Here is a 15,830-nt window from a genome sequence, read left to right on the forward strand (position 1 = left end):
TCCACGCCCGTCATGACCCCGGACTCTGCCGATGCCACGGCGGCGCGAGCGGGCTGCCAGCAGGTGCTTCGATTCCGCAGCACCGCTGACCTGGGCGCCCTCGACGCAGCCGTCGACTTGTTCGAGACGGCGGTCGCCCTGACCACCGACCGCACCAGGCGCAGCCGTCGCCTCGGACAGCTCGCAGAGGCGAAGCGATACCGCTACGAGGCGGGCGGCGCACCCGCCGATCTCGCCGATGCGATTGAATTCGCACGGGAGTCGATCGACACCGCTGACCTGAGTCGTCCCGGCTCGTCGGATTTGGTGCGCAATCTCGCGTATGTGTACCGCGTCGGTTTTGAGAGGACCGGCATTGTCGACCATCTGCTCGCCGCGAGAAATAGTGTCGAGCGAGCGCTCGGCCTCGCCGCTGCGGGGACCCGGGCGCGGCTGGACCTCGAGTGCGACCTCGTCGAGGTCATGTGCGTGCAGGCGGAGGTGATGAACGACCCGCTGCCACTCGAGGAAGCCGTGGAAATGGCCAAAGGGATATCGCGCAAAGCCACGGGTGGCGAACTGTTGGATCTGCGCGGCAGACTGGCGATCGCAGCTGTTCACCGCATCCGATACAGCCGCTACCGCGACCATGAGGACGTTGTCCAGGAGATCGAAGGTTTTCGCTCCGCAGTCGAGTTGACACCTCCCGGATCGCCGGATCGCCCGCACGTATTGACGTCGCTCGGTGCAGCATTGCGCCACGGCGTGGAGTTGGACGAGTCCGAACAGATTCTCAAGGAGGCCGTGAGTCTCGCGCGTGACGCACTGGGCGATATTGAGGGCTCCGGATCGCGGATCGAATCCGCCAAGGCGCGGCTCGCCGCGGCGTTGGACGCATTGGCGAGCACGCATGCCGCGCGGGCGTGTCGCTCGCACACGCCGCTGACTGAGGTGAACTTCGCCGTCGACTACGGCACGGAAGCAAGGCGATTGGTTGCCTCTGGCACTGACACCTGGTCTAGGCTCTCGGCGAACCTGGCCCGGTCGCTGGTCGACCGATATCGACTCGCACCGACCGACGAAGACTTGGCACAGGCAGAACAGGTGTGGCGCGAGGTGATCGATATCGATACCCGGGTGCTGCCCGATGTGCTGAGCGGTCTCGCTGATGTTCTGCTCCACCGCGCCGCCATCGTATGCCTGGACCACGCCCGCGTGGCAGCCGTCGACCCGGTCAGCAACGCTCTCGACGCCGCGGATCTCTATGGGCGGGCCCGAATGAATCTCGAAGACTACATGCGCGATTTGCCTGTGTCGCAGCGCCTGCAGATCGAACAGCGCCGCCAAGAACTCATCTGCCGTGAGGTCGGCGCCCTGGTGTCGGCCGGGCGTATCGCCGACGCACTTGTGATATCGGAATCGGCGAAGGCCGGATTTCTCGGCGCCGCGCTGCGTCGGCTTCCGGTGGACAGAGCACGCGAGATTCCGGCCGAACTGTGGAAGCGGGAACAGCACATCCTCGATGAGTGGGATATGCGGGAGGTTCGGGAGATCCGAACCGAAGCGGCACCCACCGGTTCGATCCTCGGCGCTGGGTTGGCGATCCGGACCAGTAACGGACCGACGCTCGACCATCCACAGATGTGGCGGCGTGCCAAGAATTCCGCATGGCGCAGCAGTCGTCTCGAACTCGACGAGGTATGGCACCGGATCGAGGCATGGGGTGAGTACGGACGCCGTCACGTAGCATTCCGTCGTGGTCGGGCGGCGTCGTGGTCCGAGATCCACGACGCCGCGACGGACTCCGACGCCGAAACGGGGGTGCTGGCATGGTCTCTCGTTCATCGAGCCTCGCCCGAACCCGGCAACGTGGACGGCGACGTCGAGGTCGCCGCGTTCGTATTCCGGGGTGGTGACGGGGTTCCGTCGGTTGTTTGGACCGGGTTCGGTCGCGGAGTCGCTCTGGATATCGAGGACCGAATCCGCACCGAACTCGGGGCGCACAACCCGTGCACGCCGCGCCACCAGACCTGGGACACACGGCTCCAGCTGCCCATCTCCGCCGCTGCCGAACACCTCTCCGGGATACACCGGCTGGTGGTGTCGTCCACCAGCGCCCTGCCGATACTGCCGTGGCCCGCTCTGCTGGCACGGGGTTCGTTCGTAGGCTTCGGCAGTGGACTTGCAATCAGTATAGTTCCGACATTATCCGTCGCGGTGGAGCGGATTTCACGGGTGCCGGCGAAACGGATCGGGTGCCGCGTCTTCGGCGATCCGGACGGATCGCTGCAACACGCTCGCGCTGAGGCCGAAGAGGTGGCGCGGATCTGGCGGGTTCGCGCGCGGACCGGGCCAGCCGCCGACCTGGCCACCGCAGCACGGGCATTCGCCTGCGCGAAGCTGGTACACATGGCATGCCACGCCTTCTATGTGCGGGATAATCCGCTCGAGTCCGGTGTGTGCCTCGCCGATGGGAACCTGCGCGCGCACGAGCTATTGGACGAGAACATGGCCGTAGAGTTGGTCGTCTTGTCCGCGTGCCGAACCGGACGCGACTCCTACCTGCCCGGGGACAACGCCCTCGGGTTGGCGTCCGCGCTACTGCGAGCGGGCGTGCGCGCACTGGTGGTCAGTCTGTGGCCGGTGGACGACGAGTCGACGGCCGCGTTGATGCTCCGACTGCACTTACATCTGCGCAACGCGGAGCGCGTCGACGTCGCTCTCGCGCGGGCCGCAACCCAAGTCGCTCGCGTGGAACGTTGGGCCCACCCCTACTATTGGTCCGGGTTCGCTGTAATCGGTGACACCACACCACTTATCTCGGCCACGCCACGAAGACGATGGCCGTTCTGGATGAATTCTCTTGTGGCCAATCGATTCCGAAAGGCGGACCTTCCGCCGGGTGGCAGGTAGCCGTGCTCGCTCCCGGCAGAGCGGGAAATCTTGCACCTGAATGGGGTCCTAACCGGCCACGCCGAAACCAGTGCTGTGCTACCGGATTGCGACACCGTTCACGCTATTCTGCACCGCCCGATCACCCGAGGCCGACACGACCACCTACGGGTGCCGAGTGCCAATTACCCTGGGTAGCAACTCAACAGATCTCGACTCACAGGATCAAGCACACCGTCTGACCTGGGTCGAACGCAACTTCGGCTTCGCGGTCACCCGCGCCTACGCGGCCGATGCATACCAATTCATCCCCGGCGGAGCCACGTTGACCTCCACTCGGGCAAGCATCGTCGAATTCGCGGGAGCACTTGCTGCGCACACGAAGGAAATTCACCCGCTCGCGGCTGGCCACCGGACTGCGCCTACTACAGGTCCTCCCCCTGATCGGCGAGGGCGAGGTGGCGAGGCTCACCGAGGCGCCGTTGAGATATGCCGACCCGGCTGTAGCCCGAAGGACTGGGACACACGAGGAGCATCCGTCCTTGTGGACAACCGATCAGATTCAAAAATGAGGGGTTTCTGTGGTGGGCAGGGAAAAAACCGTCAAATCTCCGGGTACGAGAAAACCCCCTCCGACCGAGGTCAGAGGGGGTTTTCACTGTCGAGCTGACAGGATTTGAACCTGTGACCACCTGAGCAAGGGTTCCAGTTGTCCGGACCGTGCCCATCAAGACCCAATAGTACTCAGCAACAGGCTTTTTCGTGAAACGACTTCTCAACGTTTCGCATGAAATCCCAATGATTCCGGTCAAATCTGTGGGGTTTCTGTGGGGCGCTGCCCACAGCTTCCAGCATCCGACCGATAGTCGCCGTCCGGGCACCGTTGGCGATCAGCTTCTTGTTCTTGGCCACGCGAGCGCGACCGACCAGGTCGCCGAGCACACCGAACACCGGATCAGCGCGGTGCGCCCTCGAGCCGCGCGCCTCGACCGGCTCCGGGGGGCGAACATCGCCGTCGACCGGCTCGTCCCGTCGGTCATCGCCGACTACTGGCTCGACTGCACCGGCTCCGTCGCCGACGGCGAGTTCCTCGACCGCTACATGCGGATGCTCGTCCAGGAAGACGAGGACTAATCGCCAACGGCTACGAGGTGGTTCAGCCCAGCGCCGCACCGGCAGACTGCTCACGTGGTCGACGAGACCTCGGTAGACGAACTCATCCTTGCCGAGAAAATTCGGCTGGCTCTCCCAGGCACCAGGGGCCGAACTGGGCTGCAGTCTCGGTGACGCCGTCGATAAGTTCCAGCGGCGTCACGACAGACTGCGCGCCGAACGACCGCACGCTGCCGCCCGGGGAATATGGACGCAACATCTACACGTAAGCGCAGGCCCCCTTGCTGTAGTCGCCGACGAACGCACGCTCATCGGCATGAGCGTGCGTTCAGTGGAGCGGGCCCGCGGATCGTCCGACGGGCCCGCCTGGTCGATGTCAGACGCAGTGTGCGGGCGGGGCCGGGCTCCAGCTGCCGATGCAGCCCGCAGCGATGTACGCGAGTAGATCGATGACGGCCGAGCCGGTCTGTAGGACGACCGGTTCGGCTGCGGCGGTGTGGCTGATGGTGGGCTGCGTCGGCGTTTCGGGCACGGCGATGGCGAGTCCGGTGGAGGCGGCGCCGAACGCGGCGACCGCGATGGCAAGGGCAGCAAAGCGTTTCACGAGCATGCGAGCGAGCCTAGTGTGAAACACCGGTATTTAGACATGGATCGAGACCCCCTGATTTCGGGGGGTTGCGACGGACCGACTTGGATATCGTTTGTCCATATGCGCTGGGTCAGGGCGCCGAAAAAGCGACACCAGTGAGGAATACGCACAGCGACTGTTCCGGCGAGTCTCGATCGCTCTCGATCAGTTGACGGCCACGGGGAGCGCCGACTTGTCGCCGTCGGCGGCGTATGCCAGCGCGCAATAGTCGACGACCAGCTGCGCCACCGCGGTGCGCAGGCCGTCCTCGGTCTCGAGAAGTGGTGCTGAACCAGCCCGACAGCCACCCCCGCCGCAGGGCTCAGCGTCACGCAGGAACTCATTGCGTTCACACGAAAACTATTTGGCGCCGAAAATGTCCGAATGAACCCTGCACCGGGAACAATGGACGCCCTCGGCGGGCCGAGGGCGCTGCGCCGCAGTCCGCTACAGGCGGCTGCCGGGACGGCGGTGAAGTCGGTCAACCTACCGGTCTCCTGGTCGACACGTGGCCTGGACCGGGCAATGGACACCGTCCGTGCCACTCCACCCGCACTCGGCGGACTGTTCGCCCAAGGCGCGCGTGCAGGCAATGTCGCTGTCAAAACCCTCACCGCATCCCGCGACGCCGCCTTTGAAACCGCCGAGCACGTCACCCGCCGCGAAGGCGCCGACACCGCCGCCGATGCCATTTCGTTCGATCCGCACCACCACCGGCGTCCTCGAGCCCGACGAGCTGCCCATAAATGATTACGACGAACTCGATGTCGGCCAGTCCGTGGCCGAAGTCAAGGACCCGACCGACTCGGCCGACATCCGAGCGACCCTCGCCTACGAGCAAGCCCACAAGAACCGTCACGGCGTCGTCTCGGCCGCCCAGACCCGGCTCGCTGCGACATCTAGGCGGTGGCCTCGGCAGGCGATCGCGAAGGATTCGATTTCAGTTCCTCTCACAGCCGTGACTGGGAGCGGCGCATTGTTTCCGGATCGATCTCCTGGATCTGGATCACGACCCCGTCGGGGTCAGTGACGCGGATACTACGGCCGAAGTCCTCGCCGACAAGGGTGTGCTCGTATCCGTCGTCGGTGAGGCGAGCGGATACGTCCTCGAGCCGCTCGTCGGTGGAGAATCCGAGCTCGACCGTGCCAGGTGAGCGCCCCTTGGATACGGCGGCGTCATGGACGCCGACCGCGCCGGCCGAGGCGTCCAGGTGCGCCCACACCGCGACACTGACATCCGCACGGTAGGTGAGGCCGAGTCCCTCATAGAAGCGGCGGGAAGCGGCTACGTCGGCGACATAGCGGATAGGCAGAACAGTGAGCACGGAATCCTCCTGATGACTAGGAATATCGGTGTCCCAACTCTGAAACATGGACAACCAACAGTCGCTCAGGCAGTCGGCATTTGGCGGATTCCGACGCTATGCTGCCCGATAATGGTGGATCATGTCATGCTCGACACCGACGACCGGCGAGTGCTACACGCCCTGCAACTCGACGGCCGGGCGTCATTCGCGCGGATCGCGGCGGTGCTCGGCATGTCCGAACGGGCGGTCTCGCGCCGCTATCATCGGCTGCGGTCTCAGCTGGCACTGCGCGTCGTCGGTGTCACCGGCTATCACCAGCAAGCGCAGCAGGATTGGCTGCTGCGCATTTCGACCGCGCCCGCGTCTGCGGAGGCCGTCGCGCGCGTGCTCGCCGCCCGCTGGGACACCTCCTGGGTAGCTTTCCTGGTGGGCAGCGGCGAGTTCAGCTGTATCCTTCGCGTTCCTACCGCTACCGGTGACGGCGGCAGCGCACTCGAGCAGTTGCGGCGCGGGACAGGTGTCGGAACCATGACTGCCCAAAGACTGCTCACCCCCATCGCAGGTGTGGGCGGGTGGCCCGGTCGGCTGCAAGCGCTGACCGCTACCGAGCAGGAAGCCCTGAAACCGGCCATCGCGGGGGACAGCACTCCGGCACCGCCGTCAAGTGAGGACGAGCAGCTCCTGCGGCTGTTGGCCACCGACGGCCGCACGAGTACCGCCCGCCTCGCCAGCGCCTCGGGCATTCCCGAATCGACGGTACGGCGCCGGATCGGTGACCTGACAGCCCGCAGTGTGCTGATGTTCGAGGTCGAGGTCGACCCCAAGCTCTACGGACGGCACACAGACGTGATCTGCTGGCTGGACGTACAACCGGCCGCACTCCGCACCGTCACCGCTTCGCTCAGATCACACACCGAGGTCGCATTCGCCGCCACGACCACCGGGACGAGCAACATCGTCGCCATCGTCGAGGTCACCACTGCCGACGCACTCCACGGCTACCTCGCCGACCGCATCGGCGCGCTCCCCGGGGTGCATCGAGTTCATACAGAGATTGTCTCCCGATGGATCAAGCGAGCCGGTCCCCGTCTGTTGCCGCATGCCTGATGATGGCAGCCACGCACCCCATTCGGGCATGGCACGGTTCGGGTAGGCGCGGGTCTTCACGCGGGCAGAAAGACGATTCCCAGATCGACGCGTCACCGCTGCGGGGTGCGGTGGCAAGATCCTCCTGCTATCAGCCGACAACCAGGCAGAACGGGTGACCGGCCGGATCCAGCAGCACCCGCCACCGGTCGCCGCCCGGCTGGTGGTCCGGCCTGACCGCGCCGAACCCCAGCGCCAATTTCTCCGCCGCCTCGAGGTCCTCGACCTCGAGGTCCAGGTGCAACTGCTGCGGCACGTCCTGACCGGGCCACAGCGGTGCTCGGTATCCGTCGACCTGCTGGAAGCCCAGGTCGCAACCCGAACCATCGGTCAGGGCGACGAACTCGTCAGCGTCATAACCGAGCTGCATGCCTGTCAGCTCTTGGTAAAACCGGGCCAGAGCCCGGGGATCGGCGCAGTCCAGAGTCACGCCTCGCAGTGTGGCGATCGGCATCGTCCACTCCTCAGTCATCCAAGTTCGCGGGCCGCGCGGCGGCCGCCGCAGGTAGTCATCCAACCGCACAGTGGTGGCCCGGCTCCACTCCTTTTCGGGCGGCGGACAGCGCTCGTCTCGGGCTCGGTCGTGTGCGCCGTTGCACCACCACTCCGGCGGGGACGATTCGGGCCGGTTCGCGGCGACGACGAGCGGGACGCGCGTGGTGGGCACGGTGGAAGCGCTGCGTTCCGGCGAGTTCGGCTACCGGGTTCCTGCTGGAACCAGATAATCTGCTCTCCGGATTAGCGGGGGGAACCTCAACTGCTCGCTTCATCGGCTCGGAGTAGTCGGGCGAAACCAGCTGTAGTACTCCACCGTCCCGCGAACAGATCCTCGCAGCGGCTAAATCTCGATGAAGAAACACCGCGCCGGACGCGACGAAAACCAACACCCCGTTGACCCTCTCGAGGAGAAACTCAATGCGCGCACGTCGATTGTCGCGTCATTTCCTGACCGCGCCGGCCGCGGTCCTGCTCACGGTGACCGGGTGCGTCTCCACGGCGTCGGCCTCGCCGGTGGCCGGAGACCGGCGGCCGAACGTGGTGATGATCCTGGCCGACGACCTGGACGCGGTCACCACCCCGGTGTGGCAGGCGATGCCGCGCACCGCAGCACTGATCCGTGACCGCGGTGTGGAGTTCACCGACGGCTTTGCGCCGATGCCGATCTGCTGTGCGGCCCGCGCTTCCATCCTGACCGGCGAATACGGGCACAACACCGGTGTCCTCACCAACGCCGGCGAGGTCGGTGGCTTCGACACCTTCCGCGCGGGCGGCAACGAATCCCACACCATCGCCACCACCCTGCACGATGCCGGATACCGCACCGGCATGGCCGGGAAGTATCTCAACGGCCTCGAACACGACCCCGGCCACATCCCGCCCGGCTGGGACGACTGGAACGCCGGAGTCGACAACTTCCTGTACTCCGGCTACAACTACACCCTCAACGAAAACGGGACCCGCGTGAAATACGGTGTGGCACCGGCTGATTACCAAACCGACGTGATCCGCGCCAAGTCCGAGCGGTTCCTCACAGACGCCGCCGCCTCCGGGCAGCCTTTCTTCTGGTACGCCGCCTCCACCTCCCCCCACTTCCCGATCCCGCCCGCACCCCGCCACCTGCCCAGCACCCAGCCCACCCTCGCCCCGCGGTCACCGAACTATCAAGAACCCGACGTGTCCGACAAACCCTCATGGCTGATCGACACCGCCGACGCGAGGGCCGCGACCATCGCCGCGACCAACGACATCGACTACACCAACCGCCTCGGCGCTCTCAAATCACTCGACGAAATGGTCGCCGGAATCGTCGAAACCCTCGAACGAACCGGCGAACTCGACAACACCTACCTGATCTTCACCTCCGACAACGGCTACAGCCTCGGTGCCCATCGCCTCACCCAGAAAATGGCCCCCTACGAAGAATCCATGCGAGTGCCCCTCGCGATCAGCGGCCCCGGCATCCGCCCCGGACGCAGCGACGCCATGGCCCTGTCGATCGACCTCGCACCCACCCTCTACGACTGGGCGGACATCCCCATCCCTGACCAGGTCGACGGCCGGTCCCTGATCCCCGTACTGTCCGGCGACACCATCGGCTGGCGCACCGATTTCGCCGCCGAATACGGTGGCAACGGCGACGACGGCCGCAACGGAATCGCCCAGGAACAAATCCCCGGCACCGACACCCCCGTCATATACGCACTCGACATGCCGTCCTGGAGCGCCGTGCGCAACCGGCGGTACCTCTACGTACGCTGGTACGAGCGAGAACGCCCCCTCGACCAGCGCGAATACGAACTCTACGACCTACAGGCCGACCCCTACCAACTCACCAACCTCATCAAAACCCCCCAAGGCCGCGTGGCCCACGCCGACATCGTCACCGACCTCGACCACCGCCTCGGTGAACTGACCACCTGCACCGGACGCTCCTGCCGGTGACAACCTCACCTACACAGACCCCACCGCCGTTGTGCAGGGTCGCCCAGTAAGCCTGGCCAGCGGAACCGTCCGGCGCCGCCCCCCCCGGGCAGCCCAAACACCTCGATCCCACGATCGCTGAGCAGCCCATTCGCCACATGATCGGGATCGACGCACTCGTTCTGGACGGTGCCAGCGCCAGCGCGGTGGGCACGACGGTCGACGTGGTGTCCGCCGCGAACCGGATCCTCGGCACACCCACGTTCGATCTGCGTTTCGTCTCCCCCGATACCGAGGTGGTCGCCCAGGAGCACGGCACGACGGTCGCCGCATCCTGTACAGCCGTGTTCGTCCTCGGCGCCTGCGGCCTGCTCGACGAACGCCGCTGCGTCACAACATGGCGGCTCGGAAGCGAACTCGCGCGGATCGCGCCCAACCCGCGTGGTGATCGAGTAAATGGTGGTGCGCGACGGGCCGATCTGGACAGCGGGCAGCGCGTTCGCGCACATCGACCTGATGCTGGCGTTGCTGCGGTTCCTCGGCGGCGCCGCGCTGACCGACGAGCTGGCCAGTCGGCTCGTCATCGACGAACGCAGCTCGCAGGCCCCGTTTCTCATTCCGTCGCATCTGGCCGCCCGCGACGAGACCGTCGCGGCGCTCGAATCCTTCGTACGGACCCACCTGGACCGACCCCACACGCTGGCCTCGCTGGCACAGCGGTGCCGCGTCAGCCCCCGGACGTTGGCGCGGCGCACCGATCGGGCCGTCGGCCTCAGTCCGATGCAACTCGTGCAGCGAGTCCGGCTCGAGCACGCGCTACACCTGCTGCGCACCACTGAATCTCTCTCTCGGGGAGATCGCGGCGGCCGGGAACGAAAGGACGCCCGCGCGACACGACCGCCGGACCCGCGCGAGTACGCGGTGAACAGCGCGACGAACACGCTATGTAGCTTCCAGCCAGGGTGACCCGGTCGCGACGGAGCGGACTGCTCAGGCCGCCGCGGGGAACAGCGCACGATCGTGGGAGTTCACGATCGTGACAGCGTCCGCTCGGTCGCGCAGGAGTTCGTGGAGCCGGATCTGGTTCTCGCGATACGGACCCCGCGCGGCGGTGTTGAATCCGCTGTATGCCTGCCTGAACAACGGCGTGCGTGGGTTCTCCGCATCGATGGTGGTGCCGTGGTAGAAGGCGTCACCGGCGTGAAGCAACCAGCCGTCGCCGGTGTCGATCGCGACCCCCGCGTGGCCCACAGTGTGACCGCCCAGCGGCACCATGAGGATCTCCGATGGCAGCCCGGGCAGATCGCGAACGGCCTGGAATCCGAACCACGCATCCACCGCCTCCGACTTCGCTCACCTGCCATACGGGCCCGTAGTCCCACAGCATGCCGCGATACCGGACCCGCTCGGTCAGGCTCCGCCCCTCGGTCGCGGAACGGAATTCCGGCCCTAGGTCCACTCCGTGAGCGGACCGAACCCGTTAGTTCGTCGTCCAATGAGTGAATGAGGCGGTGTCTCGGCTCCGATTGCGAGGCAATAGTTTTCGCAACGCGTACTTGTAGAAGATCGATTTGCCCTTACCGGTCTGGACTCGCACGCCCACTTCGGATCTCGAGATCTCGGTTGGTCGATCAGCATCGAAAGGGCTTGCGAATCGCGTGATTACAGCGTGTGTCGGGGAGAACGCGCGGCCGCAACCAAGTGTGGACTTACTGGACTGCGCCGGGGCCGCGCTGCAATGATGCGCATCGCCCCGATTCGTTTCCGGAAGGAGTTCGGCCCATGCAAGGCGATCCTGAAGTGATCGAGTTTTTGAACGAGCAGTTGACCGCGGAGTTGACCGCGATCAACCAGTACTTCCTGCACGCGAAGATGCAAGAAAATTTCGGCTGGACCAAGCTCGCCAAGTACACCCGCTCCGAGTCCATCGACGAGATGAAGCACGCGGAGCTCCTGACCGACCGGATCCTGTTCCTGGACGGCCTGCCCAACTATCAGCGGCTGTTCCATGTTCGTGTGGGGCAGACCGTGACCGAGATGTTCCAGGCCGACCGAGAGGTCGAAGCGGAGGCCATCGACCGGCTGCGGCGCGGGATAGAGGTGATGCGCACCAAGGGAGATATCACCTCCGCCAATATCTTCGAGGCGATCCTCGCCGATGAGGAGCACCACATCGACTACCTGGATACGCAATTGGAGCTGGTCGAGAAGCTCGGCGAACCGCTCTATATCGCGCAACTGATCGAGCAGCCCAGCACCTAGGCAACCTCGTCGAGGTTCTCGGCACCGGATTCGTACTCGCGATGCAAGGCGGTGCGGGCGAGCAGCGCTTGGATACGGCGCACGCACGATCCGCAATCAGTGCCCGCTTTGCACGCCGAGGCGATCCTTCGAGGTGTGCACGCGCCGTCGGCGATGTGTCGGCGGACGTCCTCCTCGGTCACCGCGAAACAGTGGCAGACGTACACGGGCGGCCTCTCCGGACAAGCTCGGGATGGAAGTATAGTGCCGTCCCGATGTTCGGTGAGGCTAGCCTAATATAATCCACAGATGCCGGGTTTGTACAGATCCGTCAAGTGGCTATGCCAACAGGGCGAGAAATGTCCAGGTCGACCACCAGCTGCCACAACACGCGTACGGACCCTCGCATCGGACTCGCTTGCCATCAGCGAAGGCGGCGACCACGGTGAGACCAGTTCGACAAACCTGCCACCGAGCTCGGGCAGCCCCCAGACCACAAACCGACTACGCGAACACGGTGGAGTCGAATCGATCCCCCTGGGCGGAGACAACAGGTCAGGTCGCGTTCAGCTCAGCCAGCTGGGAACCGGACCAACGCCAGGCAACCATCACCCGCCTCGACACCGAAGTCGTGAACCGTACACCAGGACCCGCGAAGGGGACCCTCGTCAGCGGTCGATGCGGCTCATCCGCCCTGGATAACTCACCGTGTCCATCTGAAAACGTGCACCGTGCACGATCTGCGGATCGCTGTGCCCACACCTGACAGCCAAGAAAGACCACGAAGAAACTCCCGTCGCCGCCAGTACCGCTCCGTTGTCGATCAGCCCCGCGGAGCGCTGACCAATGACCACGACAGCTTCCCAGCCCACCGGCACCACAGCATCCCTGGCCGCCACGATCACCAGGCGTCTCCCCGACACAGCGGACCTGACGACGGTCGCAACCCGCCTGGCCGACGACCTGCTCACCCTCGGCGAACACGTGCCCGACACCGACTGGCTCATCCTGGGTGGATCAATGGCCCGCGGCGAACCGAGCTGGATTCGCTATCACCACGACCAACGCCAGCTCATCAGTGACCTCGACCTGCTCTATGTCTCCTCTGGTGAGACACCGACAGCACCCATATCCCAATTGCGCACGACCGCCGAAAAGCGCTTCCCCACCGTGGATTTGATGACGCTGACCCTGCGCGACTACCGCACCGTAACAACGTCACTGGGCTACGACTTCAAGAACCTCGCGTCCCACTGACCCCCCACGGCCTGCCAGAGCACAACTCCGTCCGACTCGACGACCGCGACGCCTACGAGATCCTGGGCACCAACTAAACCTGACATCCTCGACATAGTCGGAGACGCTTGGAAATTCCGCCAGACAGCCGCTCGTTAGGCTGGGGCAGTAGTCAACGAGTTCAACCGCAGCGCTGACCTTCGACGGGTCGATGCGTGGTGCTGGACGAGGCTGCTCGCCACCGTCATTGGGATGCTCAGTCTTTCGCCGGGCTTGAACCCGGAGTAGAGCCTTTCCTGTCCTGACCGGTTAGGCGCCGGGGTTGATAAGGATCTTTCCTCCCAGCTCCCGGGCGGCGATCCGATTGAGTGCTGCGCCCAGATACGCGATTCCTACCGAGGTTTCGGCGAACTCGGTTCCGAGTAGCGGGTGTGCCGCCAAGATGTGCAGCGCGGCAGGAGGTCGGTGTCGCAGACGTGTCCCAGCGTCGTGTCGAGGGTGATCTCGCGGAAGATCATCGAGGGCATGTCGAGGGCAGGCCTGTCGGGCTAACTGGATTTGAACCCTGCAACCACCTGACACGCGTTCCAGTTTCGGACCTACTCAAGTTGAGCATCAGCTGGTTCAGGGCGGGCTTACTGGCCCGGTGCTGCCTGGTCGGGAAGTCCACCACGGAAAGATCTGGCGGGGCGGCCAGCGAGGGGCTCGAGCCGAACGGGCTCTTCGCGGTACTCGTGCTGTGGCGGTTCGCCGACCCCACCCTGCCGGTACCACCCCGAATCGCGGACCCGCGGGAGGCTTTCGGGGACCGGCCTTGCGATCGCCAGCGGTGACATCTCGAGGATCGCGCCCCGGCAGCTGCGTCGCCCGCTCGGATCGGGGTATTCCACGGAGTGAAGGGCGGTGACGCCGGGTCGCTGTGCACCGTGGCATCACGATCGTCGGTCCGCTCATCGGCTCGACTCGCACGCGGCCGGCGGGCGGGCGGCACCACACGTATACCGGTGCAACCGGATTCGGAGACTGTCATGATTGTTTTCCTCGGCCTGGTCCTACTCATCGCCGCGGTGGTGATCGGCACGGCGGGCGTGCTGAGCAACAGCGGACCCGCCCACACGCTCAGCGACGACTTCAGCCTGCTCGGCTACCACATCACCGCAACGTCGGGCACGTTGTTCCTGTGGGCAGTCGTGCTCGGAGCCCTCGGGATGCTCGGCCTGGTCCTGCTCACCGCCGGCGCGCACCGTTCGTCGCAGCGCCTGCGTCAGACCAAGGCCGATCTTCGGCTCGCCCGTCGCACCGGCACGAGCGGGCGGACCTTCCGTCCTTCGACCGAACCGAAGGAGAAGGGGACCGTGCTCGCGAAGACACCGCGTAGTGCGAGCGCACGCCGCACCTGGCGACATCCCTTCGGTGACCGCTCCGCCGACGCCGTGACGCACTGACCCGACCGCACGGAATCGTCATCGACACCCACCGACACATTGCCTACGTGGCCAACCGCGAGACCGGTAGCGTCCACGCGATCGACATCCGTTCCCGGACACTGACAGCCACCGTGAAGGTCGGTCGCGACGCGGCACACCTTGCACTCGATACCGCGGCGAACACGGTATACGTCGCGAATCGCGAAGACCACACCATCTCGATGATCGACACCACGTCGAACACGGTCGTCGCAACGGTTGATGTCGGCGGCAAGCCGCAAGGCATTGCCGTTGATCCACGCACACAGAATGTGTATGTGACCGACTCGGAACGAGGGACGGTCATCGTACTCGGGGGCACCGGTAACTGCGTTGCCCCCGAGCCGTCTCTTGGGATGGGAGTCCAGTATGCCCCGAGTGGGATGCTCCGTGCTGGCTACGACGATCGGTAGACGCCCTCTGCACTCGAACGAAAATGGATCCCTATGGCACGCAAAGTCATTGTCAGACTTGTTGATGACTTCGACGGCACCTCCGAGGCCGACGAGACCGTCACCTTCGGAATCGACGGGGTCGCCTACGAAATCGACCTGTCCGATACCAACGCCACCAAGTTGCGCGACTCGTTCGACCAGTGGCTCCCTTACGCCCGCCGAATCGGCCGCGCCAAGACATCCATCGGCCGGCTCGCCGCGAAAACTCCTGCGAGCGCACCGATTCGGCGCAACGATCTTGCTGACCTTCGTGCATGGGCCAAGAACGGTCACACAGTGTCGACCCGCGGACGGATCTCGACCGAATTTATCGCCGCCTACGAGGCTGCGTCTGCGTAGAGCAGAAGCTTGGTCGGCACGAAGCCGGGTGATGTTCACCGTGATACCGACGTCCCCACCTGCGGAGACCCCCGTCAGCGACCCCAGTCCCGGCCATCCGCCAACGGCGAGCAGCCCTGCGGTGGTTCCCTGCGGTTCGGGTGACGCGACCGGGCCGGGTACTACCGGCGCGTCGACGGAGGTTCTGAACGCTGCGGACCACTTCGACCCACCCACTGTCGATGTCGCCTTCTAACTCTTTTTCGGCCACCCGGACCAGCCCCGGTTGACGCGACCTCCCGATTTCGCAACGCCGCCGCAGACACCCTCTCCACGTCCACATCCACACCCGCAATGGCCTCGTGCGCACGCACGACCGCGAGCTACGTCTGTGCAGCGGCCAGCAACCTCTGATCGCTCTCGGCGCCTACGTGCTGTAAATCCTCGAGTAGCACAGCACACGGGCGGCCGAATTGAGTTGGCGCTCTGGCGATTCCATACTCGATGGACCAACATGTCGGACACCCCGCCACTGCGCCTACCGCGACCGCCGCAGCCACGACTCCAGGCACCGACCCCCAGACTCGCCACACCCATGACCGGCGCGGCTCTGACATTCTGACGCCGA

Annotated in this window: 15 protein-coding genes and 1 pseudogene; 11 read left to right on the top strand and 5 right to left on the bottom strand. The window is 65.2% G+C overall.

Annotation, left to right across the window (positions count from 1 at the left end; translation table 11 throughout):
* Positions 1–12 precede the first annotated feature (12 nt).
* A complete protein-coding gene (locus tag ACFVJ5_RS30525; protein WP_379225437.1) occupies positions 13–2,892 on the top strand; it encodes a CHAT domain-containing protein in 2,880 nt (959 codons plus the stop codon).
* 741 nt (positions 2,893–3,633) lie between these two features.
* Entirely contained in the window at positions 3,634–4,005 is a 372-nt protein-coding gene (locus ACFVJ5_RS30530) for a hypothetical protein (protein WP_379225439.1), read from the top strand.
* 355 nt (positions 4,006–4,360) lie between these two features.
* On the opposite strand, the gene ACFVJ5_RS30535 is transcribed toward ACFVJ5_RS30530, so the two are convergent.
* Positions 4,361–4,594, bottom strand: a complete 234-nt coding sequence (locus ACFVJ5_RS30535; RefSeq protein WP_157125090.1) for a hypothetical protein — start codon at positions 4,592–4,594, stop codon at positions 4,361–4,363.
* A 426-nt stretch (positions 4,595–5,020) separates the two neighbouring features.
* Between ACFVJ5_RS30535 and ACFVJ5_RS30540 the strand changes: the two are divergent.
* Positions 5,021–5,516 (top strand): annotated as a pseudogene (locus ACFVJ5_RS30540) (ferritin-like domain-containing protein); the annotation flags it as partial.
* A 46-nt stretch (positions 5,517–5,562) separates the two neighbouring features.
* Here ACFVJ5_RS30540 and ACFVJ5_RS30545 read toward each other — a convergent pair.
* Positions 5,563–5,937 carry a VOC family protein gene (locus ACFVJ5_RS30545; RefSeq protein ID WP_379225441.1) on the bottom strand — a complete coding sequence of 125 codons (375 nt, stop codon included), beginning with the start codon at positions 5,935–5,937 and terminating at the stop codon, positions 5,563–5,565.
* A gap of 111 nt (positions 5,938–6,048) precedes the next feature.
* On the opposite strand from ACFVJ5_RS30545, the gene ACFVJ5_RS30550 reads away from it, so the two are divergent.
* Positions 6,049–7,026, top strand: coding sequence for an Lrp/AsnC family transcriptional regulator (locus ACFVJ5_RS30550; protein ID WP_379225443.1), 978 nt, complete (start codon positions 6,049–6,051; stop codon positions 7,024–7,026).
* A 130-nt stretch (positions 7,027–7,156) separates the two neighbouring features.
* Here ACFVJ5_RS30550 and ACFVJ5_RS30555 read toward each other — a convergent pair whose 3' ends face one another.
* Positions 7,157–7,519 carry a VOC family protein gene (locus ACFVJ5_RS30555; RefSeq protein WP_379225444.1) on the bottom strand — a complete coding sequence of 121 codons (363 nt, stop codon included), beginning with the start codon at positions 7,517–7,519 and terminating at the stop codon, positions 7,157–7,159.
* A gap of 461 nt (positions 7,520–7,980) precedes the next feature.
* On the opposite strand from ACFVJ5_RS30555, the gene ACFVJ5_RS30560 reads away from it, so the two are divergent.
* Both ACFVJ5_RS30560 and ACFVJ5_RS30565 read left to right on the top strand, forming a co-directional pair.
* Positions 7,981–9,507, top strand: a complete 1,527-nt coding sequence (locus ACFVJ5_RS30560) for a sulfatase-like hydrolase/transferase (RefSeq protein WP_379225446.1) — start codon at positions 7,981–7,983, stop codon at positions 9,505–9,507.
* A gap of 435 nt (positions 9,508–9,942) precedes the next feature.
* Positions 9,943–10,452, top strand: a complete 510-nt coding sequence (locus tag ACFVJ5_RS30565; protein ID WP_379225448.1) for a helix-turn-helix domain-containing protein — start codon at positions 9,943–9,945, stop codon at positions 10,450–10,452.
* 24 nt (positions 10,453–10,476) lie between these two features.
* Here ACFVJ5_RS30565 and ACFVJ5_RS30570 read toward each other — a convergent pair whose 3' ends face one another.
* A complete protein-coding gene (locus ACFVJ5_RS30570; RefSeq protein WP_379225450.1) occupies positions 10,477–10,824 on the bottom strand; it encodes a hypothetical protein in 348 nt (115 codons plus the stop codon).
* Between the two features lie 444 nt (positions 10,825–11,268).
* Here ACFVJ5_RS30570 and bfr point away from each other — a divergent pair, with 444 nt between their 5' ends.
* Positions 11,269–11,748 carry a bacterioferritin gene (gene bfr / locus ACFVJ5_RS30575; protein WP_378708295.1) on the top strand — a complete coding sequence of 160 codons (480 nt, stop codon included), beginning with the start codon at positions 11,269–11,271 and terminating at the stop codon, positions 11,746–11,748.
* Here bfr and ACFVJ5_RS30580 read toward each other — a convergent pair.
* On the bottom strand, positions 11,745–11,954 hold the full coding sequence (locus tag ACFVJ5_RS30580; RefSeq protein ID WP_378707547.1) for a bacterioferritin-associated ferredoxin: 210 nt from the start codon (positions 11,952–11,954) through the stop codon (positions 11,745–11,747). The genes bfr and ACFVJ5_RS30580 overlap by 4 nt on opposite strands.
* A 619-nt stretch (positions 11,955–12,573) precedes the next feature.
* Here ACFVJ5_RS30580 and ACFVJ5_RS30585 point away from each other — a divergent pair.
* The 4 genes from ACFVJ5_RS30585 to ACFVJ5_RS30600 all read left to right on the top strand — a co-directional run bounded on the left by ACFVJ5_RS30585 (position 12,574) and on the right by ACFVJ5_RS30600 (position 15,223).
* Complete coding sequence (locus tag ACFVJ5_RS30585) at positions 12,574–12,984, top strand: hypothetical protein (RefSeq protein ID WP_379225452.1); 411 nt, start codon at positions 12,574–12,576, stop codon at positions 12,982–12,984.
* Between the two features lie 1,007 nt (positions 12,985–13,991).
* The gene (locus ACFVJ5_RS30590; protein ID WP_379225454.1) at positions 13,992–14,408 is read left to right on the top strand and encodes a hypothetical protein; all 417 of its coding nucleotides are present in this window, start codon (positions 13,992–13,994) and stop codon (positions 14,406–14,408) included.
* Positions 14,409–14,455: 47 nt separating this feature from the next.
* A complete protein-coding gene (locus ACFVJ5_RS30595) occupies positions 14,456–14,842 on the top strand; it encodes a YncE family protein (protein ID WP_379225456.1) in 387 nt (128 codons plus the stop codon).
* A 33-nt stretch (positions 14,843–14,875) separates the two neighbouring features.
* On the top strand, positions 14,876–15,223 hold the full coding sequence (locus ACFVJ5_RS30600; RefSeq protein ID WP_379225457.1) for an Lsr2 family protein: 348 nt from the start codon (positions 14,876–14,878) through the stop codon (positions 15,221–15,223).
* The last annotated feature ends 607 nt before the right edge of the window (positions 15,224–15,830 follow it).

Source organism: Nocardia sp. NPDC127606, assembly GCF_042671725.1.
GTDB lineage: Bacteria > Actinomycetota > Actinomycetes > Mycobacteriales > Mycobacteriaceae > Nocardia.